Source organism: Escherichia sp. WS338 (genome assembly GCF_046486405.1).
Classification (GTDB): domain Bacteria; phylum Pseudomonadota; class Gammaproteobacteria; order Enterobacterales; family Enterobacteriaceae; genus Escherichia; species Escherichia coli.
This window is the reverse complement of sequence record NZ_JBJQLL010000001.1, coordinates 1-20,518: the sequence shown is the minus strand read 5'-3', so window position 1 is coordinate 20,518 and position 20,518 is coordinate 1. Positions and strand designations below refer to the sequence as shown.

General features: G+C 51.5%; 20 protein-coding genes and 2 pseudogenes. 19 read left to right on the top strand and 3 right to left on the bottom strand.

Translation table 11 applies throughout. From position 1 onward, the window contains the following. The first annotated feature begins 31 nt into the window (after positions 1–31). The 10 genes from yghX (at position 32) to hybG (ending at position 8,059) form a co-directional block, all read left to right on the top strand. Positions 32–919 carry a YghX family hydrolase gene (gene yghX / locus ACJHWT_RS00110; RefSeq protein ID WP_001318043.1) on the top strand — a complete coding sequence of 296 codons (888 nt, stop codon included), beginning with the start codon at positions 32–34 and terminating at the stop codon, positions 917–919. 118 nt (positions 920–1,037) lie between these two features. Continuing rightward, positions 1,038–1,325 carry a DUF2623 family protein YghW gene (gene yghW / locus ACJHWT_RS00105; RefSeq protein ID WP_001059139.1) on the top strand — a complete coding sequence of 96 codons (288 nt, stop codon included), beginning with the start codon at positions 1,038–1,040 and terminating at the stop codon, positions 1,323–1,325. A 188-nt stretch (positions 1,326–1,513) separates the two neighbouring features. After that, entirely contained in the window at positions 1,514–2,632 is a 1,119-nt protein-coding gene (gene hybO, locus ACJHWT_RS00100; RefSeq protein ID WP_000145410.1) for a hydrogenase 2 small subunit, read from the top strand. A 2-nt stretch (positions 2,633–2,634) separates the two neighbouring features. Then, the gene (gene hybA / locus ACJHWT_RS00095) at positions 2,635–3,621 is read left to right on the top strand and encodes a hydrogenase 2 operon protein HybA (RefSeq protein WP_001081868.1); all 987 of its coding nucleotides are present in this window, start codon (positions 2,635–2,637) and stop codon (positions 3,619–3,621) included. Then, positions 3,611–4,789: a Ni/Fe-hydrogenase cytochrome b subunit gene (gene hybB, locus ACJHWT_RS00090; RefSeq protein ID WP_000017701.1), complete on the top strand. Its 1,179-nt coding sequence runs from the start codon at positions 3,611–3,613 to the stop codon at positions 4,787–4,789. Before hybA ends, hybB begins: the two co-directional genes overlap by 11 nt. Next, positions 4,786–6,489 (top strand): hydrogenase 2 large subunit, encoded by a 1,704-nt coding sequence (hybC, locus tag ACJHWT_RS00085; protein WP_000083065.1) that lies wholly within the window; start codon positions 4,786–4,788, stop codon positions 6,487–6,489. Before hybB ends, hybC begins: the two co-directional genes overlap by 4 nt. Further along, the gene (locus ACJHWT_RS00080) at positions 6,489–6,983 is read left to right on the top strand and encodes a HyaD/HybD family hydrogenase maturation endopeptidase (protein ID WP_001221939.1); all 495 of its coding nucleotides are present in this window, start codon (positions 6,489–6,491) and stop codon (positions 6,981–6,983) included. The genes hybC and ACJHWT_RS00080 overlap by 1 nt, the downstream gene beginning before the upstream one ends. Next, positions 6,976–7,464 carry a hydrogenase-2 assembly chaperone gene (gene hybE / locus ACJHWT_RS00075; protein ID WP_000134017.1) on the top strand — a complete coding sequence of 163 codons (489 nt, stop codon included), beginning with the start codon at positions 6,976–6,978 and terminating at the stop codon, positions 7,462–7,464. The genes ACJHWT_RS00080 and hybE overlap by 8 nt, the downstream gene beginning before the upstream one ends. Continuing rightward, on the top strand, positions 7,457–7,798 hold the full coding sequence (gene hypA / locus ACJHWT_RS00070; protein WP_000544952.1) for a hydrogenase maturation nickel metallochaperone HypA: 342 nt from the start codon (positions 7,457–7,459) through the stop codon (positions 7,796–7,798). Before hybE ends, hypA begins: the two co-directional genes overlap by 8 nt. Before the next feature lie 12 nt (positions 7,799–7,810). Further along, the gene (hybG, locus tag ACJHWT_RS00065) at positions 7,811–8,059 is read left to right on the top strand and encodes a hydrogenase maturation factor HybG (RefSeq protein WP_000334896.1); all 249 of its coding nucleotides are present in this window, start codon (positions 7,811–7,813) and stop codon (positions 8,057–8,059) included. A 122-nt stretch (positions 8,060–8,181) separates the two neighbouring features. Here the strand turns inward: hybG and yghU are convergent, their stop codons facing one another. Further along, positions 8,182–9,048: a glutathione-dependent disulfide-bond oxidoreductase gene (gene yghU / locus ACJHWT_RS00060; protein ID WP_001318042.1), complete on the bottom strand. Its 867-nt coding sequence runs from the start codon at positions 9,046–9,048 to the stop codon at positions 8,182–8,184. Between the two features lie 204 nt (positions 9,049–9,252). Between yghU and gss the strand changes: the two genes are divergently transcribed. Then, entirely contained in the window at positions 9,253–11,112 is a 1,860-nt protein-coding gene (gss, locus tag ACJHWT_RS00055) for a bifunctional glutathionylspermidine amidase/synthase (RefSeq protein WP_001309761.1), read from the top strand. 291 nt (positions 11,113–11,403) lie between these two features. Continuing rightward, complete coding sequence (pitB, locus tag ACJHWT_RS00050; protein WP_000933296.1) at positions 11,404–12,903, top strand: inorganic phosphate transporter PitB; 1,500 nt, start codon at positions 11,404–11,406, stop codon at positions 12,901–12,903. Between the two features lie 48 nt (positions 12,904–12,951). On the opposite strand, the gene ACJHWT_RS00045 is transcribed toward pitB, so the two are convergent. Next, positions 12,952–13,644 carry a dTMP kinase gene (locus ACJHWT_RS00045; RefSeq protein ID WP_001190763.1) on the bottom strand — a complete coding sequence of 231 codons (693 nt, stop codon included), beginning with the start codon at positions 13,642–13,644 and terminating at the stop codon, positions 12,952–12,954. Between the two features lie 173 nt (positions 13,645–13,817). On the opposite strand from ACJHWT_RS00045, the gene ACJHWT_RS00040 reads away from it, so the two are divergent. From ACJHWT_RS00040 to lptG, 7 genes and pseudogenes are all read left to right on the top strand, one after another. Further along, positions 13,818–14,531, top strand: coding sequence for a dTMP kinase (locus ACJHWT_RS00040; protein WP_001076267.1), 714 nt, complete (start codon positions 13,818–13,820; stop codon positions 14,529–14,531). Between the two features lie 31 nt (positions 14,532–14,562). Next, complete coding sequence (locus ACJHWT_RS00035) at positions 14,563–15,321, top strand: hypothetical protein (RefSeq protein ID WP_000339529.1); 759 nt, start codon at positions 14,563–14,565, stop codon at positions 15,319–15,321. A gap of 45 nt (positions 15,322–15,366) precedes the next feature. Next, positions 15,367–16,716 carry a lipopolysaccharide biosynthesis protein gene (locus ACJHWT_RS00030; protein WP_000896872.1) on the top strand — a complete coding sequence of 450 codons (1,350 nt, stop codon included), beginning with the start codon at positions 15,367–15,369 and terminating at the stop codon, positions 16,714–16,716. After that, positions 16,716–17,540 (top strand): hypothetical protein, encoded by an 825-nt coding sequence (locus tag ACJHWT_RS00025; protein WP_000984989.1) that lies wholly within the window; start codon positions 16,716–16,718, stop codon positions 17,538–17,540. The genes ACJHWT_RS00030 and ACJHWT_RS00025 overlap by 1 nt, the downstream gene beginning before the upstream one ends. Before the next feature lie 11 nt (positions 17,541–17,551). Beyond that, positions 17,552–18,112: a YtfJ family protein gene (locus ACJHWT_RS00020; RefSeq protein ID WP_000098711.1), complete on the top strand. Its 561-nt coding sequence runs from the start codon at positions 17,552–17,554 to the stop codon at positions 18,110–18,112. A gap of 29 nt (positions 18,113–18,141) precedes the next feature. Beyond that, positions 18,142–19,212, top strand: a complete 1,071-nt coding sequence (lptF, locus tag ACJHWT_RS00015) for an LPS export ABC transporter permease LptF (protein WP_000779645.1) — start codon at positions 18,142–18,144, stop codon at positions 19,210–19,212. After that, positions 19,209–20,063 (top strand): annotated as a pseudogene (lptG, locus tag ACJHWT_RS00010) (LPS export ABC transporter permease LptG); the annotation flags it as partial. The gene lptF and the pseudogene lptG, both read left to right, overlap by 4 nt. Positions 20,064–20,071: 8 nt before the next feature. On the opposite strand, the pseudogene ACJHWT_RS00005 reads toward lptG, so the two are convergent. Beyond that, positions 20,072–20,518: pseudogene (locus ACJHWT_RS00005) on the bottom strand (IS1-like element IS1A family transposase); the annotation flags it as partial.

The window sequence follows — 20,518 nt, the reverse complement described above, 5'->3', positions numbered from 1 at the left end:
CTTAAAAAAACACCAGTTGAGGAGTGCAACGATGCCGCGTTTAACCGCCAAAGATTTCCCACAAGAGTTGCTGGATTACTACGACTATTACGCTCACGGGAAAATCTCGAAACGTGAGTTCCTCAACCTTGCGGCGAAGTATGCGGTGGGCGGGATGACGGCATTAGCGCTGTTTGATTTGCTCAAGCCAAATTATGCGCTGGCGACTCAGGTAGAGTTTACCGACCCGGAAATTGTTGCAGAGTACATCACGTATCCCTCGCCAAATGGTCACGGCGAGGTACGGGGTTATCTGGTGAAGCCCGCAAAAATGAGCGGCAAAACGCCAGCCGTGGTAGTGGTGCATGAGAATCGAGGGCTGAATCCGTATATCGAAGATGTGACGCGGCGAGTGGCGAAGGCGGGATATATCGCCCTGGCACCTGACGGCTTAAGTTCCGTTGGAGGTTATCCGGGTAATGATGATAAAGGTCGTGAGCTGCAACAGCAGGTTGATCCAACCAAACTGATGAATGATTTCTTTGCCGCGATTGAGTTTATGCAAAGCTATCCGCAAGCGACAGGCAAAGTGGGTATTACTGGATTTTGCTATGGCGGTGGCGTATCGAACGCGGCAGCGGTCGCTTACCCGGAACTGGCCTGCGCGGTGCCGTTTTATGGTCGTCAGGCACCCACTGCCGATGTGGCGAAGATTGAAGCGCCTTTACTGTTGCACTACGCGGAACTGGACACCCGAATCAACGAGGGCTGGCCTGCTTACGAGGCGGCGTTGAAAGCCAATAATAAGGTCTATGAGGCGTATATATATCCGGGGGTTAATCACGGATTCCATAATGATTCCACGCCCCGTTATGACAAATCTGCCGCCGATCTTGCCTGGCAAAGGACGCTGAAATGGTTCGATAAATATCTCTCCTGATGGGTTTATCTCTTACAGGATTACGTCTTAAACAAGCATGAAAAAATAGCGTGCGCAAATGTCGTTCTTTGCCTAAAATATCGCTATATACGTCAATATATAGCGAATGAGGTGAACGATGAATAACCATTTTGGTAAAGGCTTAATGGCGGGATTAAAAGCAACGCATGCCGACAGTGCGGTTAATGTGACAAAATACTGTGCCGATTATAAACGCGGTTTTGTATTAGGCTACTCACACCGGATGTACGAAAAGACCGGAGATCGCCAGCTTAGCGCCTGGGAAGCGGGTATTCTGACGCGCCGCTATGGACTGGATAAAGAGATGGTAATGGATTTCTTTCGTGAGAATAATTCCTGTTCTACGTTGCGCTTTTTTATGGCCGGTTATCGCCTCGAAAATTGATCAAACATACGTATTATCTTGCTTTAATTAATTACACTAATGCTTCTTCCCTTCGTTTTAGCGCCCCGCCGCAGTATCATGATATCGATAACCATAATAAATGTGTGGTAAATGGCGCATCGATCGCATTATTGATTTTGCGATTGAGGCAAAATATATGCCAGGTCTTCGCAACGGAATAACTATAAATGACTGGAGATAACACCCTCATCCATTCTCACGGCATTAACCGTCGTGATTTCATGAAGCTTTGTGCAGCATTAGCCGCCACCATGGGGTTAAGTAGCAAAGCCGCTGCAGAGATGGCCGAATCGGTTACTAACCCGCAGCGTCCGCCAGTTATCTGGATTGGCGCGCAGGAGTGCACCGGTTGTACGGAATCTCTGCTTCGTGCAACGCATCCAACGGTAGAAAACCTCGTGCTGGAGACTATCTCTCTGGAGTATCACGAAGTGCTTTCCGCCGCCTTCGGTCATCAGGTCGAAGAGAACAAACATAACGCTCTCGAGAAGTACAAAGGGCAGTATGTGTTAGTGGTGGATGGTTCCATCCCATTAAAAGATAATGGTATTTATTGCATGGTTGCCGGTGAGCCGATTGTGGATCACATCCGTAAAGCGGCGGAAGGCGCAGCAGCCATTATCGCTATCGGTTCCTGCTCTGCGTGGGGCGGTGTTGCCGCAGCTGGAGTTAACCCAACTGGCGCAGTCAGCCTGCAAGAAGTTCTGCCAGGCAAAACCGTTATCAATATTCCGGGCTGCCCGCCGAACCCGCACAACTTCCTCGCGACCGTTGCGCACATCATCACTTACGGCAAGCCGCCGAAACTGGATGACAAAAACCGTCCGACCTTCGCCTATGGCCGTCTGATTCACGAACACTGCGAACGTCGCCCGCACTTCGATGCTGGTCGTTTTGCCAAAGAGTTCGGTGATGAAGGCCACCGCGAAGGCTGGTGCCTGTACCACCTCGGCTGTAAAGGGCCAGAAACTTACGGCAATTGCTCAACGCTGCAATTCTGTGACGTTGGCGGTGTGTGGCCGGTGGCGATTGGTCACCCGTGCTATGGCTGTAACGAAGAAGGTATCGGCTTCCATAAAGGCATCCATCAGCTTGCCAACGTCGAAAATCAGACTCCGCGTTCACAGAAACCGGACGTTAACGCTAAAGAAGGCGGCAACGTCTCTGCGGGCGCTATTGGTTTGCTCGGCGGTGTGGTTGGGCTGGTTGCCGGTGTCAGCGTGATGGCGGTGCGTGAACTGGGTCGTCAGCAAAAGAAAGATAACGCTGACTCACGGGGAGAATAACCGTGAACAGACGTAATTTTATTAAAGCAGCCTCCTGCGGGGCATTGCTGACGGGCGCGCTGCCGTCTGTCAGTCATGCGGCTGCTGAAAACCGCCCGCCAATTCCGGGATCGCTGGGGATGTTGTACGACTCGACCTTGTGCGTAGGCTGCCAGGCTTGCGTCACCAAGTGTCAGGATATCAACTTCCCTGAACGTAACCCGCAAGGGGAACAGACCTGGTCGAACAACGACAAACTGTCGCCGTATACCAATAACATCATTCAGGTGTGGACCAGCGGCACAGGGGTCAACAAAGACCAGGAGGAGAATGGCTACGCGTACATTAAGAAACAGTGTATGCACTGCGTCGATCCGAACTGTGTCTCTGTGTGCCCGGTCTCTGCACTGAAAAAAGATCCGAAAACCGGTATTGTCCATTACGACAAAGATGTGTGCACCGGCTGCCGTTACTGCATGGTCGCCTGCCCATACAACGTGCCGAAGTACGACTACAACAACCCATTTGGTGCGCTGCATAAGTGTGAACTGTGCAACCAGAAAGGTGTGGAACGTCTTGATAAAGGCGGTCTGCCTGGCTGCGTAGAAGTGTGCCCGGCGGGCGCGGTGATTTTTGGTACGCGTGAAGAGCTGATGGCGGAGGCGAAAAAACGTCTGGCGCTGAAGCCGGGCAGCGAATACCACTATCCGCGTCAGACGCTGAAATCTGGCGACACTTACCTGCATACGGTGCCGAAATATTATCCGCATCTGTACGGCGAGAAAGAGGGCGGCGGTACTCAGGTTCTGGTACTGACGGGTGTGCCTTATGAAAATCTCGACCTGCCGAAACTGGACGATCTTTCTACTGGTGCGCGTTCCGAACATGTCCAACACACCCTGTATAAAGGCATGATGCTACCACTGGCTGTGCTGGCGGGCTTAACCGTGCTGGTTCGTCGCAACACTAAAAACGACCATCACGACGGAGGAGACGATCATGAGTCATGATCCACAACCGCTGGGCGGCAAAATCATCAGTAAACCGGTCATGATTTTTGGACCGTTAATCGTCATCTGTATGCTCCTGATTGTGAAGCGTCTGGTGTTCGGTCTGGGCTCTGTCTCCGACCTGAACGGCGGCTTCCCGTGGGGCGTGTGGATCGCGTTTGACCTGCTGATCGGTACCGGCTTTGCCTGTGGCGGCTGGGCGCTGGCGTGGGCAGTATACGTCTTTAACCGTGGGCAATACCATCCGCTGGTGCGTCCGGCGCTGTTGGCGAGTCTGTTTGGTTATTCACTGGGTGGCTTGTCGATCACTATCGACGTGGGTCGCTACTGGAACCTGCCGTACTTCTACATTCCGGGTCACTTCAACGTGAACTCGGTACTGTTCGAGACGGCGGTCTGTATGACCATCTACATCGGCGTGATGGCACTGGAGTTTGCTCCGGCATTGTTTGAACGATTGGGCTGGAAGGTGTCGCTACAGCGTCTGAACAAGGTGATGTTCTTCATTATCGCGCTCGGTGCGCTGCTGCCAACTATGCACCAGTCTTCAATGGGGTCGCTGATGATCTCGGCGGGCTACAAAGTGCATCCGTTGTGGCAGAGCTATGAAATGTTGCCGCTGTTCTCGCTGCTGACGGCGTTCATCATGGGCTTCTCGATTGTCATCTTTGAAGGTTCGTTGGTGCAGGCGGGTCTGCGTGGCAATGGTCCAGATGAAAAGAGCCTGTTCGTCAAGCTGACCAACACCATCAGTGTGTTGCTGGCGATTTTCATCGTGCTGCGCTTTGGCGAGCTTATCTATCGCGACAAGCTGTCGTTAGCGTTTGCCGGTGACTTCTACTCCGCGATGTTCTGGATTGAAGTCCTGCTGATGCTCTTCCCGCTGGTCGTTCTGCGTGTGGCGAAGCTGCGTAATGATTCCCGCATGCTGTTCCTGTCAGCACTGAGCGCGCTGTTAGGTTGTGCAACCTGGCGTCTGACCTATTCGCTGGTGGCATTCAACCCGGGCGGCGGTTACGCCTACTTCCCGACCTGGGAAGAACTGTTGATTTCTATTGGTTTTGTGGCTATTGAGATTTGCGCTTACATCGTACTCATTCGTCTACTGCCGATACTTCCTCCTTTAAAACAAAACGATCATAATCGTCATGAGGCGAGCAAAGCATGAGCCAGAGAATTACTATTGATCCGGTAACCCGTATTGAGGGGCATTTACGCATCGATTGCGAAATCGAAAATGGCGTCGTTTCGAAAGCATGGGCTTCCGGTACCATGTGGCGCGGCATGGAAGAGATCGTGAAAAACCGCGATCCGCGCGATGCATGGATGATTGTGCAACGTATCTGTGGCGTATGTACGACTACTCACGCGCTCTCTTCCGTTCGTGCGGCAGAAAGTGCACTGAATATCGACGTTCCGGTTAACGCGCAATACATCCGTAACATCATTCTGGCTGCGCACACCACGCATGACCATATCGTTCATTTCTATCAGCTCTCGGCGCTGGACTGGGTGGACATCACTTCTGCACTGCAAGCTGACCCAACCAAAGCCTCTGAAATGCTGAAAGGCGTTTCGACCTGGCATCTGAACAGTCCGGAAGAGTTCACCAAAGTTCAGAACAAGATTAAAGATCTGGTTGCCAGCGGTCAGTTGGGGATTTTCGCCAATGGCTACTGGGGTCACCCGGCGATGAAACTGCCGCCGGAAGTGAACCTGATTGCGGTAGCGCACTACCTGCAGGCGCTGGAGTGCCAGCGTGACGCTAACCGCGTCGTGGCGCTGCTGGGCGGTAAAACGCCGCACATTCAGAACCTGGCAGTAGGTGGGGTCGCTAACCCGATCAACCTCGACGGTCTGGGCGTGCTGAACCTTGAGCGCCTGATGTACATCAAGTCTTTCATCGATAAACTGAGCGACTTTGTTGAGCAGGTTTACAAGGTTGATACCGCAGTTATCGCCGCGTTCTACCCGGAATGGCTGACGCGCGGTAAAGGTGCGGTGAACTACCTGAGCGTGCCGGAATTCCCGACCGACAGCAAAAACGGCAGCTTCCTGTTCCCGGGCGGCTACATTGAGAATGCGGATCTGTCCTCGTATCGCCCGATCACTTCCCACTCCGATGAATACCTGATTAAAGGCATTCAGGAGAGCGCGAAGCACTCCTGGTATAAAGACGAAGCGCCGCAGGCACCGTGGGAAGGTACCACCATTCCGGCTTATGATGGTTGGTCTGACGACGGTAAATATTCCTGGGTGAAATCACCGACTTTCTACGGCAAAACGGTAGAAGTGGGTCCGCTGGCTAACATGCTGGTGAAACTGGCGGCAGGACGCGAGTCTACCCAGAACAAACTGAATGAAATCGTTGCGATTTATCAGAAACTGACTGGCAACACGCTGGAAGTGGCGCAGCTGCACTCCACGCTGGGCCGTATTATTGGTCGTACCGTTCACTGCTGCGAATTGCAGGATATCCTGCAAAATCAATACAGTGCACTGATCACCAATATCGGCAAAGGCGATCACACCACCTTTGTGAAGCCGAACATTCCGGCTACAGGTGAGTTCAAAGGCGTTGGTTTCCTTGAAGCACCGCGCGGTATGCTCTCTCACTGGATGGTGATCAAAGACGGTATTATCAGTAACTACCAGGCAGTTGTTCCATCAACCTGGAACTCTGGCCCGCGTAACTTCAATGATGACGTCGGTCCTTACGAGCAGTCGCTGGTGGGTACACCGGTTGCCGATCCGAATAAACCGCTGGAAGTGGTGCGTACCATTCACTCCTTCGACCCGTGCATGGCCTGTGCGGTACACGTAGTGGATGCCGACGGCAACGAAGTGGTTTCAGTGAAGGTTCTGTAATGCGTATTTTAGTCTTAGGGGTTGGCAATATTTTGCTGACCGATGAAGCCATCGGTGTGCGAATTGTTGAAGCGTTAGAGCAACGATACATTCTGCCGGATTATGTTGAGATCCTCGATGGCGGAACGGCGGGAATGGAGCTGCTTGGCGACATGGCAAATCGCGATCATCTGATTATTGCGGATGCCATTGTCTCGAAAAAGAACGCGCCGGGAACGATGATGATCCTGCGAGATGAAGAAGTTCCGGCGTTGTTTACCAACAAAATCTCTCCGCATCAGCTTGGCCTGGCCGACGTATTGTCGGCCCTGCGCTTCACCGGTGAGTTTCCGAAAAAGCTGACCCTGGTCGGCGTGATCCCGGAATCACTGGAGCCGCACATTGGCTTGACGCCGACGGTCGAAGCGATGATTGAACCTGCGCTTGAGCAGGTTCTGGCTGCGCTGCGTGAATCAGGCGTGGAAGCCATCCCACGGGAGGCGATTCATGACTGAAGAGATAGCAGGTTTCCAGACCTCCCCGAAGGCGCAAGTACAGGCAGCTTTTGAAGAAATTGCCCGGCGTTCGATGCATGATCTCTCTTTTCTGCATCCTTCAATGCCGGTGTATGTTTCTGACTTTACGCTGTTCGAAGGTCAGTGGACGGGGTGTGTGATCACCCCGTGGATGCTGAGTGCAGTTATCTTCCCCGGCCCGGATCAACTCTGGCCGCTGCGCAAAGTGAGTGAAAAAATTGGTCTGCAACTGCCGTATGGCACTATGACCTTTACTGTTGGTGAACTGGATGGTGTTTCGCAATACCTCTCCTGCTCGCTGATGTCGCCGCTTTCGCACAGCATGTCGATTGAAGAGGGCCAACGGCTGACGGATGACTGCGCCCGAATGCTCCTTTCGCTGCCAGTCACCAATCCGGATGTACCACACGCAGGGCGTCGTGCCCTGCTATTTGGCCGCAGGAGTGGCGAAAATGCATGAGTTGTCGCTTTGCCAGAGCGCCGTTGAAATTATCCAACGGCAGGCGGAGCAGCACGATGTTAAGCGCGTCACCGCCGTGTGGCTGGAAATTGGTGCGCTCTCCTGCGTTGAGGAGAGCGCCGTCCGTTTTAGTTTTGAAATTGTCTGCCACGGAACGGTGGCGCAAGGGTGCGATTTACATATCGTCTATAAACCCGCCCAGGCCTGGTGCTGGGATTGCAGCCAGGTGGTGGAGATTCATCAGCACGATGCGCAGTGTCCGATCTGTCATGGCGAGCGGTTGCGTGTCGATACCGGCGATTCGCTAATCGTCAAAAGTATTGAAGTTGAATAACCGGAGTTAACAATGTGTATTGGCGTTCCAGGCCAGGTGCTGGCTGTCGGTGAAGATATTCACCAGCTTGCGCAGGTTGAAGTATGTGGTATCAAGCGCGACGTGAATATCGCCCTGATTTGTGAAGGTAACCCTGCCGATCTGCTGGGCCAGTGGGTACTGGTACACGTCGGATTTGCCATGAGCATCATCGACGAAGATGAAGCCAAAGCCACATTAGACGCGCTGCGCCAAATGGATTACGACATTACCAGCGCGTGATGATTAGCTTTTGTAGGCCTGATAAGACGCGGCAGCGTCGCATCAGGCATTGTGCTCGATTGCCGGATGCGGCGTGAACGCCTTATCCGGCCTGGATGGCTTGCTGCGACGAATACCAACCCTTACCCCTGACGCTTATCTTCCGTATTCGTCTCGAAATCACTGGCGTCATGGCGTTCATGCAACTGCTCGTTCAGCGGTCCGTTGATGCGGTTAACAATACGCCCACGCTTCACTGCCGGACGTTCGCCCACTTCTTTCGCCCAGTGTTGTACGTGTTTATAACTTCCCGCATCCAGAAACTCTGCGGCATCATACACGCCGCCTAACACCACGTTGCCAAACCACGGCCAAATCGCCATATCCGCAATGGTGTACTCATCGCCTGCAACAAACTTATGCTGCGCCAGTTGCTTATCCAGCACGTCGAGCAGGCGCTTGGCTTCCATGGTAAAGCGATTGATGGCGTACTCAATTTTCACCGGCGCGTAATGGTAAAAGTGACCAAAACCACCGCCGAGGAACGGTGCAGCCCCCTGTAGCCAGAACAGCCAGTTCATCGTTTCAGTACGCTTTGCCAGATCCTGCGGCAGGAAGTAGCCAAATTTCTCCGCCAGATAAAGCAGAATCGATCCAGACTCAAACACGCGGATCGGCGGATTATGCGTATGATCGCGCAGCGCCGGGATCTTCGAGTTTGGGTTCACTTCGACAAAGCCGCTGGAGAATTGATCGCCATCGCCAATACGAATCAGCCAGGCGTCGTACTCTGCACCAGTAACGCCCAGCGCCAGCAGCTCCTCAAGCATAATCGTTACTTTCTGACCGTTCGGCGTTCCCAGCGAATAAAGTTGCAATGGGTGTTTGCCAACGGGCAGCGTTTTTTCATGCGTCGGACCAGAAACCGGGCGATTGATATTGGCGAACGCGCCGCCGGCGGATTTGTCCCACGTCCAGACTTTCGCGGGCTGATAAGTGTTGTCTGTCATAGTGAGTTGCCTTCTGAGTGGTAGTGTTGAAGCAGTGTAGCAGGTCACTTGCTGTACAGAATGTGAATTTTTTAACCCTTTGCGCCAGCCGCTGCGATGAGGTGTATGATTAGTCTGACCTCTGTCCGGTTAATGTCGCTGAGCAGGTAATCAGAGCACAACAATTACGCCAACTGCTTAGGTTGTATTGTTAAAGGTAAAGTGATGAGCAAAGGAACGACCAGCCAGGATGCCCCGTTCGGGACATTATTGGGCTACGCCCCAGGTGGGGTAGCAATCTACTCTTCAGATTACAGTTCTCTCGATCCGCAGGAATACGAAGATGACGCCGTATTCCGTAGCTATATCGACGACGAATATATGGGCCACAAATGGCAATGCGTTGAATTTGCTCGCCGTTTTCTCTTTCTGAATTACGGTGTGGTCTTCACTGACGTGGGTATGGCGTGGGAGATTTTCTCGCTGCGCTTCCTGCGTGAAGTGGTTAATGACAACATCCTGCCATTGCAGGCATTTCCTAACGGCTCGCCGCGTGCGCCGGTCGCGGGTGCGCTTCTTATCTGGGATAAAGGCGGTGAATTTAAAGACACTGGTCATGTCGCCATCATTACCCAATTGCATGGCAACAAAGTCCGTATTGCGGAACAGAACGTGATTCATTCCCCGTTACCGCAAGGGCAACAGTGGACGCGCGAGCTGGAGATGGTGGTCGAAAACGGCTGCTATACCCTTAAAGACACTTTTGATGACACCACCATTCTCGGCTGGATGATCCAGACGGAAGATACTGAATACAGCTTACCGCAGCCGGAAATTGCAGGCGAGCTGTTGAAAATCAGCGGAGCGCGCCTGGAAAACAAAGGCCAGTTTGACGGTAAATGGCTGGATGAAAAAGATCCGCTACAAAACGCCTATGTGCAGGCCAACGGTCAGGTGATCAATCAGGATCCGTATCATTACTACACCATTACCGAGAGCGCAGAGCAGGAGCTGATTAAAGCCACCAACGAACTGCACCTGATGTATCTTCACGCAACCGACAAGGTGCTGAAAGATGACAACCTGCTGGCGCTGTTCGACATCCCAAAAATCCTCTGGCCACGTTTGCGTCTCTCCTGGCAGCGTCGCCGTCACCATATGATCACCGGTCGTATGGATTTCTGTATGGACGAACGTGGCCTGAAGGTCTACGAATACAACGCCGACTCCGCCTCCTGTCATACCGAAGCTGGCTTGATCCTCGAACGTTGGGCGGAGCAGGGCTATAAAGGCAACGGCTTCAATCCGGCGGAAGGGCTGATTAACGAACTGGCTGGTGCCTGGAAACACAGTCGTGCACGTCCGTTTGTCCATATCATGCAGGACAAAGATATCGAGGAAAACTATCACGCGCAGTTTATGGAGCAGGCGCTGCACCAGGCGGGCTTTGAAACGCGTATCTTGCGCGGGCTGGATGAACTGGGCTGGGATGCTGCCGGGCAACTGATTGATGGGGAAGGGCGACTGGTTAACTGCGTGTGGAAAACCTGGGCGTGGGAAACCGCGTTTGATCAGATTCGTGAAGTTAGCGACCGTGAGTTTGCTGCGGTGCCGATCCGTACCGGTCATCCGCAAAATGAAGTGCGTCTTATCGACGTATTGCTGCGCCCGGAAGTGCTGGTCTTTGAACCTCTGTGGACAGTGATCCCCGGCAACAAAGCGATTCTGCCGATCCTCTGGTCGCTGTTCCCGCACCATCGTTACCTGCTGGATACCGATTTCTCCGTGAATGATGAACTGGTGAAAACCGGTTATGCAGTGAAACCGATCGCCGGTCGCTGTGGCAGTAACATCGACCTCGTCAGCCATCATGAAGAGGTGCTGGACAAAACCAGCGGTAAATTTGCCGAGCAGAAAAACATCTATCAGCAACTGTGGTGTTTGCCGAAAGTGGACGGTAAATACATTCAGGTATGTACCTTCACCGTTGGCGGCAACTACGGTGGGACGTGTTTGCGCGGTGATGAATCACTGGTCATCAAAAAAGAGAGTGATATTGAACCGCTAATTGTGGTGAAAGAGTAATACATGTTGTAGCAACCCCGTACTGATTATGAAGAATAATCAGTACGGGGATTAATCAAAACATTCAACGTTTATATATTTCAATATTTATTTATTTAATATATGAATATATTAACCAGTGGAATACCTGTGTTTTGATTATTTCTAAAGATTTTGAATGAATGCTTATTGTCTGATACACAAGAAATAACACTCTTTTTATCGTTAAAAAAAGATATTTCACTTTGCCCATGCCGTTAAAGTCACTGATAATGCGTCCGTTCGTAAATTCAAAATGGCGTAATCTAATATATGCTAAATTTATTTGTTGGCCTTGATATATACACGGGGCTTTTGTTATTACTTGCTCTGGCATTTGTGTTGTTCTACGAAGCAATCAATGGTTTTCATGACACGGCGAATGCGGTGGCAACCGTTATTTATACTCGAGCCATGCAGCCACAGCTTGCCGTGGTGATGGCGGCATTTTTTAACTTTTTTGGCGTATTGCTAGGCGGACTTAGCGTTGCCTATGCCATTGTCCATATGTTACCAACCGATTTGTTGCTGAATATGGGGTCAACTCACGGCCTGGCGATGGTCTTTTCCATGCTGCTGGCGGCGATTATCTGGAACCTGGGAACGTGGTTCTTTGGTTTACCGGCCTCCAGTTCGCATACCTTGATTGGTGCGATTATCGGCATCGGTTTAACCAACGCGCTGTTAACCGGCTCATCGGTGATGGATGCGTTAAACCTGCGTGAAGTGACCAAAATTTTCTCCTCGCTGATTGTTTCCCCTATCGTCGGCCTGGTCATTGCGGGAGGCCTGATATTCCTGCTGCGCCGCTACTGGAGCGGGACGAAAAAGCGTGACCGTATTCACCGCATTCCGGAAGATCGCAAAAAGAAAAAAGGCAAACGGAAGCCACCATTCTGGACGCGTATTGCGCTGATTGTTTCCGCTGCGGGCGTGGCGTTTTCGCACGGTGCTAACGACGGGCAGAAAGGGATCGGCCTGGTGATGCTGGTACTGGTGGGGATTGCCCCTGCTGGTTTCGTCGTCAATATGAATGCGTCCGGCTATGAAATTACCCGTACCCGCGATGCCGTCACCAACTTCGAACACTACCTGCAACAGCATCCTGAACTGCCGCAGAAGTTGATTGCGATGGAACCTCCATTGCCTGCGGCATCGACTGATGGCACGCAAGTAACGGAGTTTCACTGTCATCCGGCAAATACCTTTGATGCGATTGCGCGCGTTAAAACGATGCTGCCAGGCAATATGGAAAGTTACGAGCCGTTAAGCGTGAGTCAGCGCAGCCAGCTGCGCCGCATTATGCTGTGCATCTCTGATACCTCCGCGAAGCTGGCGAAACTGCCAGGCGTCAGTAAAGAAGACCAGAACCTGCTGAAAAAACTGCGCAGCGATATGTTAAGCACCATTGAGTACGCTCCGGTGTGGATCATCATGGCAGTAGCTCTGGCGCTCGGCATTGGCACCATGATTGGCTGGCGTCGTGTAGCGATGACCATCGGTGAGAAGATTGGTAAGCGCGGCATGACGTATGCGCAAGGCATGGCGGCACAAATGACGGCGGCAGTGTCTATCGGCCTTGCCAGTTATATTGGGATGCCCGTCTCCACAACACACGTCCTCTCGTCTGCGGTAGCAGGGACGATGGTGGTGGACGGCGGTGGGTTACAGCGTAAAACGGTAACCAGCATCCTGATGGCGTGGGTGTTTACTTTACCGGCGGCGATTTTTCTTTCTGGTGGGTTGTACTGGATAGCATTGCAGTTGATTTAACCTTCCTGAAAATGCCCGGTCCTGGCGATCGGGCATTTCCATTTTTGACTAGTGATAACCACGCGCGGTCATAAAATCCGTAATCGCTTTTTCTGCATCAACCAGCACCTTTTCCAGTGGCTGATTGGCGTCGATATCAACCAGTTGTGCACCGCCAAAGGTTAACTGTGGCGTTATGGCAATCTTCCTCGCCAGCGATTCCCGTTTATGGTCGGGTTTACGCGCGCAGGCAACTTCAAGGTCAACATTGAGTTTGATGACCAGATCAGGCTTATGGCTCGCCATCCAGTGAAATGCTTTACGTTCCTGGCTTGCCAGCCATGAGACAAACCGGCCGCCTTCAACGTTAGGTGGGAACACCGTACCATCGTAAGCGCCAGGAATTTGGTCCTGAGGATAACGATCGGTTAAGACAATCAGCCCGCGACGACGACAGGCGAGCATATGACGAAAGCGTAACAGTCGGCGGGCGACGAAAGCGGTGATCACCAGGGCCGGAACCGGACCCGGCAATTTTTTTGCCGTTTTCACTTCATTTTTTTCAATAGTCTTGTGCAGAGACTTTCCCATCAACGGTAATTTTGTCACTGCACGACCGACATTTCCGGCCTGTTTTCCTAAATGAACTCTTTCGGCAGCACCATATTTTTCGACAACGGTAATAAGATGTTCACACACCGTTGACTTGCCTGAACCATCGCTACCAATAACGGCAATTAATGGAGGTGTTATTGACTGCATGAATATATCCTTAAATTTAAATATCCATCCAAAATATTTATTTGATTAATATGTTTTTATGAAAGCGTAATTCAGGTTAATGTCACAATTAACCATTGTCACAATAAGGTTGAACGGATATTCTGAGCACGGACCACGTAATATTCAATACATTATTTGCTGCCGGGTTTTTCGTGAATCAACGTAATATGTCAATAATTAATTCCACGCCAGTGCGTGTTATTGCCATTGTAGGATGTGATGGTTCAGGTAAATCGACCCTCACGGCAAGCCTGGTAAATGAACTGGCAGCAACAATGCCAACAGAACACATTTATCTCGGGCAATCGTCCGGGCGAATTGGCGAATGGATTTCACAGCTCCCTGTTATTGGCGCACCTTTTGGGCGTTATCTGCGAAGTAAAGCGGCACATGTGCACGAAAAGCCCTCCACACCACCTGGCAATATTACTGCGCTGGTTATCTATCTGCTTTCCTGCTGGCGGGCGTACAAGTTTCGCAAAATGTTGTGTAAAAGCCAGCAAGGCTATCTGCTCATCACCGACCGCTACCCGCAGGTTGAAGTGCCGGGTTTTCGCTTTGATGGCCCGCAATTGGCAAAAACCACGGGCGGTAACGGTTGGATAAAAATGTTAAGGCAGCGCGAGCTGAAGCTGTACCAATGGATGGCGTCTTATTTGCCCGTATTGTTGATTCGTCTTGGCATTGATGAACAAACCGCGTTTGCGCGTAAACCTGACCACCAACTGGCGGCGTTACAGGAAAAAATCGCCGTTACGCCGCAACTGACATTTAATGGCGCAAAGATCCTTGAACTGGATGGTCGGCAACCCGCCGATGAAATTCTGCAAGCGTCACTACGCGCAATTCACGCCGCGCTTTCCTGATCACCAAAATGGATAGGGGATGATTTAACGAATGGACGCACTACAAACACAAACTGTTAATAGTACAACCGCGCCGCAGCCCAACTACATTCCGGGGCTGATTGCGGTGGTCGGGTGTGATGGCACCGGTAAATCCACACTGACCACCGACCTGGTGAAATCGCTGCAACAACACTGGCAAACCGAGCGGCGCTATCTGGGGCTGCTCTCGGGCGAAGACGGCGACAAAATCAAACGATTGCCGTTGGTTGGCGTCTGGCTCGAACGGCGACTGGCGGCCAAATCCTCGAAAACCCAAAGCATGAAAACCAAATCTCCAGCGCTATGGGCGGCGGTGATTATGTACTGCTTCTCGCTGCGAAGAATGGCGAATCTACGCAAGGTTCAGCGACTGGCGCAAAGTGGCGTTCTGGTGGTCAGCGATCGCTTCCCGCAGGCTGAAATTTCGGGCTTTTATTATGACGGACCGGGGATCGGCGTCGAACGTGCGACCGGGAAAATCAGCATGTTTCTGGCGCAGCGCGAACGGCGTTTATACCAACAAATGGCGCAATACCGTCCTGAATTAATCATTCGTTTGGGGATTGATATTGATACTGCCATCTCCCGCAAGCCTGACCATGACTATGCCGAGCTGCAGGACAAAATCGGCGTCATGTCGACGATTGGCTATAACGGCACAAAAATTCTTGAGATTGATTCCAGAGCGCCCTACAGCGAAGTGCTGGAACAGGCACAGAAGGCGGTTTCTCTGGTTGCCATCGTTTCTGACCGCCGAAGTTTAACTTAAGGCTGGCGGGATACTTTTTACTATCAACGATAAGGTCAGGCTGAATTGGCGGGTTTTAACATCAAACATTGGTTTGCAGATGGCGCGTTTCGCACCATTATTCGCAATAGCGCCTGGTTAGGCTCCAGTAATGTCGTGAGCGCTTTGCTGGGTCTGTTGGCGCTCTCGTGTGCCGGTAAAGGGATGACGCCCGCCATGTTTGGCGTACTGGTGATTGTACAATCGTACGCCAAGTCGATCAGCGATTTTATTAAGTTTCAGACATGGCAGCTGGTGGTTCAGTACGGAACACCAGCATTAACCAACAATAATCCGCAGCAATTCCGCAATGTCGTCTCATTTTCCTTCTCGCTGGATATCGTCAGCGGCGCGGTGGCGATTGTCGGCGGCATTGCCTTACTCCCTTTTCTTTCCCATTCATTAGGTCTGGATGACCAAAGCTTTTGGCTGGCAGCGCTGTATTGCACGCTCATTCCTTCAATGGCTTCCTCCACGCCGACCGGCATTCTGCGTGCGGTAGATCGCTTCGATCTAATTGCTGTACAGCAAGCGACGAAACCTTTTCTGCGCGCAGCGGGGAGCGTCGTTGCCTGGTATTTTGACTTTGGTTTTGCGGGTTTTGTTATTGCCTGGTACGCCTCGAATCTTGTTGGCGGCACCATGTACTGGTGGTTTGCCGCACGTGAATTACGCCGCAGAAATATCCATAACGCGTTCAAATTGAATCTGTTTGAGTCTGCCCGACACATCAAAGGCGCGTGGAGTTTTGTCTGGTCAACCAACATTGCCCATTCCATCTGGTCGGCGCGTAATTCGTGCAGCACAGTGTTGGTGGGGATCGTGTTAGGACCCGCTGCCGCCGGGTTATTTAAAATCGCCATGACATTCTTCGACGCCGCCGGAACGCCAGCGGGTTTACTGGGCAAAAGTTTTTACCCAGAGGTGATGCGTTTAGATCCGCGTACCACCAGACCGTGGTTGTTAGGCGTGAAGTCAGGTTTACTGGCGGGCGGAATCGGTATTCTGGTGGCGCTCGCGGTGTTGATTGTCGGCAAGCCGCTCATTTCGCTGGTGTTTGGCGTTAAGTATCTCGAAGCGTATGACCTGATTCAGGTGATGCTGGGCGCAATTGTGATCTCGATGCTGGGCTTCCCTCAGGAGTCATTGCTATTGATGGCGGGAAAACAGCGCGCTTTTCTCGTGGCGCAAACCATCGCCTCAATCGGCTACATCGTATTGCTGTTCATGTTCTGTCATCTGTTTGGCGTGCTGGGAGCAGCGTTTGCTTATTTCGGTGGTCAATGTCTGGATGTGGTGCTTTCGCTAATTCCGACCTTAAAGGCATTTTTTCAGCGCCATTCCTTGCTTTATAACGCAGCCGGAGAGAAATCCTGATGATGAGAAAATATTTCCCGCTAGAGGCGAGCGAGCGTCTATTTGTTGCGATTGAAGAAGATGATGTCGTTGATGCACAGGTCAGTTTGCCGCCGACTATCGCACTAAGTTGTACCACCGAAATCATCCATGATAATTACGCGTTATGCCTGCAATTCTGGCTCAATGGCGTCAATCGCCAGGAGTTACTGCGTTTAATATGCAAACAGGCCAAAGGCGATGAGCTGACTGCTGATGAGCGCAAACAATTTAAATACATGCGAGCGCGCTACAAGCACCTGCGTTTTGCGCAACGGCTGTATTTAAAGAAGCATCAGGCCGGATTTTTATTCGGCAAAACGACCGTTTTTTTGGGGCGTTTTCAGGACGGCTTTCGTAACGGTAAGAAAAATATTGTGTCGTATTACGGCAACCTGTTACGGGTTTATTTAAGCTCTCCGGTCTGGTCGTTGGTGAACTATTCATTACGCCATAGCCAGTTAGAAAGCGTAAGCGGTTTTATTGCCTATCGGCAAAAGCAAATGCATACCCTGAAAGAGATAATTGCCAAACCGCGACTAACCGGCAGGGAATTTCATGATGTGCGAAAAATCATCAGCCAGCAGGTTTCTTATTACGACACCCTAAGATCGCTTGATCCTGAAAATAAAGAAGCGTTACAGATTTCCCGCTTCCTCGCCGCCATTAATGGCCTGATGGGGGATAAACACGACGACATGGTGGCGGATGATATGGAAAACCGCCAGTCGTATGATGCACCGATGGCGCTGGATAGCGATATTCGCCAGCGCTTAGAACTGCTGATTTCGCGTTTTCCGCTATAACCGGAGCAATGATGTCATCTCGTTTGATTATTGCGCTGATTATCATGCTCTTAGCCCCGGGTGTGCAGGCACACAATTTCGTCACTGGCAAAACGGTTACCCCCGTTTATATCCAGGAAGGCGGCGAGCTGCTTCGGAATAGCGACGACGAAATTCACTACCAAAAGTGGAACAGCACCCAATTGGCGGGAAAAGTTCGCATTATTCAGTATATCGCCGGGCGTAAGTCGGCGAAGAAAAAGAACTCACTGTTAATTAAAGCAGTTGAAGCGGCAAACTTTCCGCAGGATCGTTTTCAGCCCACCACCATTGTGAACACTGATGATGCCATCTTTGGTACCGGCTATTTTGTCGTTGGCAAAATCGAAAAAAATAAACGCCGCTATCCATGGGCGCAATTCGTTATTGACGGCAATGGACAGGGACGCGTTGCCTGGCACTTGCAGGAGCAGAGTTCAACCATTCTGGTGCTGAATAAAACCGGGCAAATTCAGTGGGCAAAGGACGGCAGCCTGACGCCGGAAGAGGTAGATCATGTCATTGCGCTGGCGCAGAAGCTGATCAATGAATAAAAATTCAAAGGATTGAGGGCGTTAGTGAGATGAAGCTGGTTGAACACTACATCATGCGTGGTACGCGCCGTCTGGTGCTGATTATCGTCGGTTTTCTGATCTTTATTTTCGCCAGCTACTCCGCACAGCGTTATCTGACCGAAGCGGCAAATGGGACATTAGCTCTTGATGTTGTGCTGGATATCGTTTTCTACAAAGTGCTGATTGCACTGGAGATGTTGTTACCTGTTGGACTGTATGTGTCAGTTGGCGTGACGCTAGGGCAGATGTATACCGACTCGGAAATTACCGCTATCTCTGCGGCGGGGGGCAGTCCGGGACGCTTGTACAAAGCCGTTCTTTATCTGGCGATACCGCTAAGTATTTTTGTCACCCTTCTGTCGATGTATGGTCGTCCGTGGGCTTATGCGCAGATTTATCAACTGGAGCAACAGTCACAGTCGGAGCTGGATGTTCGCCAGTTGCGGGCAAAGAAATTTAACACTAACGATAACGGACGAATGATCCTTTCGCAGACGGTTGATCAGGATAATAATCGCCTGACTGATGCGCTGATTTATACTTCTACTGCTAATCGAACCCGCATTTTCCGCGCCCGTTCGGTTGATGTGGTTGACCCATCACCTGAGAAACCGACCGTTATGTTGCATAACGGGACCGCCTATCTTCTCGATCATCAGGGGCGTGACGACAACGAACAGATCTACCGTAATCTGCAATTACATCTGAATCCGCTGGATCAAAGCCCTAACGTCAAACGCAAAGCAAAATCGGTCACGGAGCTGGCGCGCTCCGCCTTTCCTGCCGATCATGCCGAACTGCAATGGCGACAAAGCCGTGGCCTGACAGCATTGTTGATGGCGCTGCTGGCCATTTCATTAAGTCGGGTAAAACCGCGGCAAGGGCGATTTTCAACGTTATTGCCACTGACGTTGCTGTTTGTTGCCATTTTTTATGGCGGCGACGTCTGCCGTACGCTGGTGGCTAACGGCGCGATTCCCCTCATTCCTGGTTTGTGGTTAGTACCCGGACTCATGCTAATGGGCCTGCTGATGTTGGTCGCACGCGACTTCTCTTTGCTGCAGAAATTTTCCCGATGAATGTTTTCAGTCGCTATTTAATCCGTCATCTCTTTCTCGGTTTTGCCGCCGCCGCAGGGCTATTGCTGCCGCTTTTTACCACCTTCAACCTGATTAACGAACTGGATGATGTCAGCCCGGGTGGTTATCGCTGGACTCAGGCGGTGCTGGTGGTGCTGATGACCTTACCGCGCACACTGGTCGAACTTTCGCCGTTTATCGCCTTATTGGGAGGGATTGTCGGCCTGGGGCAGTTATCGAAAAACAGTGAGCTTACCGCCATTCGCAGCACGGGGTTTTCTATCTTCCGTATTGCACTGGTGGCGCTGGTTGCCGGGATATTGTGGACTGTTTCATTAGGCGCGATAGATGAGTGGGTGGCGTCGCCATTGCAGCAACAGGCGCTGCAAATCAAATCGACTGCCACTGCGTTGGGGGAGGACGATGACATTACCGGCAATATGCTGTGGGCCAGGCGTGGTAATGAATTTGTGACGGTGAAATCGCTGAACGAGCAGGGCCAGCCGGTGGACGTGGAGATATTTCATTACCGCGATGATCTCTCGCTCGAATCCTACATTTATGCGCGCAGTGCTACCATTGAAGACGACAAAACGTGGATCCTGCATGGTGTGAATCATAAAAAATGGCTGAATGGCAAAGAAACGCAGGAAACATCTGATAATCTTCCCTGGCAATCGGCCTTCACCAGTATGAATCTTGAAGAGTTATCGATGCCGGGAAATACTTTTTCTGTCCGTCAACTTAATCATTACATCCATTATTTGCAGGAAACCGGGCAACCCAGCAGCGAATACCGCCTTGCACTGTGGGAAAAACTGGGACAACCCATCTTGACCCTGGCGGTAATGACTCCAACTTATTGATAGTGTTTTATGTTCAGATAATGCCCGATGACTTTGTCATGCAGCTCCACCGATTTTGAGAACGACAGCGACTTCCGTCCCAGCCGTGCCAGGTGCTGCCTCAGATTCAGGTTATGCCGCTCAATTCGCTGCGTATATCGCTTGCTGATTACGTGCAGCTTTCCCTTCAGGCGGGATTCATACAGCGGCCAGCCATCCGTCATCCATATCACCACGTCAAAGGGTGACAGCAGGCTCATAAGACGCCCCAGCGTCGCCATAGTGCGTTCACCGAATACGTGCGCAACAACCGTCTTCCGGAGACTGTCATACGCGTAAAACAGCCAGCGCTGGCGCGATTTAGCCCCGACATAGCCCCACTGTTCGTCCATTTCCGCGCAGACGATGACGTCACTGCCCGGCTGTATGCGCGAGGTTACCGACTGCGGCCTGAGTTTTTT

Bases quoted from the DNA above. Each gene is read 5' to 3' on its own strand.
- ACJHWT_RS00025 (WP_000984989.1), top strand. From the start codon at position 16,716: ATGATGAGAAAATATTTCCCGCTAGAGGCGAGCGAGCGTCTATTTGTT.
- yghW (WP_001059139.1), top strand. From the start codon at position 1,038: ATGAATAACCATTTTGGTAAAGGCTTAATGGCGGGATTAAAAGCAACG.
- hybE (WP_000134017.1), top strand. From the start codon at position 6,976: ATGACTGAAGAGATAGCAGGTTTCCAGACCTCCCCGAAGGCGCAAGTA.
- ACJHWT_RS00020 (WP_000098711.1), top strand. From the start codon at position 17,552: ATGTCATCTCGTTTGATTATTGCGCTGATTATCATGCTCTTAGCCCCG.
- ACJHWT_RS00035 (WP_000339529.1), top strand. From the start codon at position 14,563: ATGGACGCACTACAAACACAAACTGTTAATAGTACAACCGCGCCGCAG.
- hybC (WP_000083065.1), top strand. From the start codon at position 4,786: ATGAGCCAGAGAATTACTATTGATCCGGTAACCCGTATTGAGGGGCAT.
- yghX (WP_001318043.1), top strand. From the start codon at position 32: ATGCCGCGTTTAACCGCCAAAGATTTCCCACAAGAGTTGCTGGATTAC.
- yghU (WP_001318042.1), bottom strand. From the start codon at position 9,048: ATGACAGACAACACTTATCAGCCCGCGAAAGTCTGGACGTGGGACAAA.
- ACJHWT_RS00045 (WP_001190763.1), bottom strand. From the start codon at position 13,644: ATGCAGTCAATAACACCTCCATTAATTGCCGTTATTGGTAGCGATGGT.
- ACJHWT_RS00080 (WP_001221939.1), top strand. From the start codon at position 6,489: ATGCGTATTTTAGTCTTAGGGGTTGGCAATATTTTGCTGACCGATGAA.
- hypA (WP_000544952.1), top strand. From the start codon at position 7,457: ATGCATGAGTTGTCGCTTTGCCAGAGCGCCGTTGAAATTATCCAACGG.
- pitB (WP_000933296.1), top strand. From the start codon at position 11,404: ATGCTAAATTTATTTGTTGGCCTTGATATATACACGGGGCTTTTGTTA.
- lptF (WP_000779645.1), top strand. From the start codon at position 18,142: ATGAAGCTGGTTGAACACTACATCATGCGTGGTACGCGCCGTCTGGTG.
- hybO (WP_000145410.1), top strand. From the start codon at position 1,514: ATGACTGGAGATAACACCCTCATCCATTCTCACGGCATTAACCGTCGT.
- gss (WP_001309761.1), top strand. From the start codon at position 9,253: ATGAGCAAAGGAACGACCAGCCAGGATGCCCCGTTCGGGACATTATTG.
- hybG (WP_000334896.1), top strand. From the start codon at position 7,811: ATGTGTATTGGCGTTCCAGGCCAGGTGCTGGCTGTCGGTGAAGATATT.
- hybB (WP_000017701.1), top strand. From the start codon at position 3,611: ATGAGTCATGATCCACAACCGCTGGGCGGCAAAATCATCAGTAAACCG.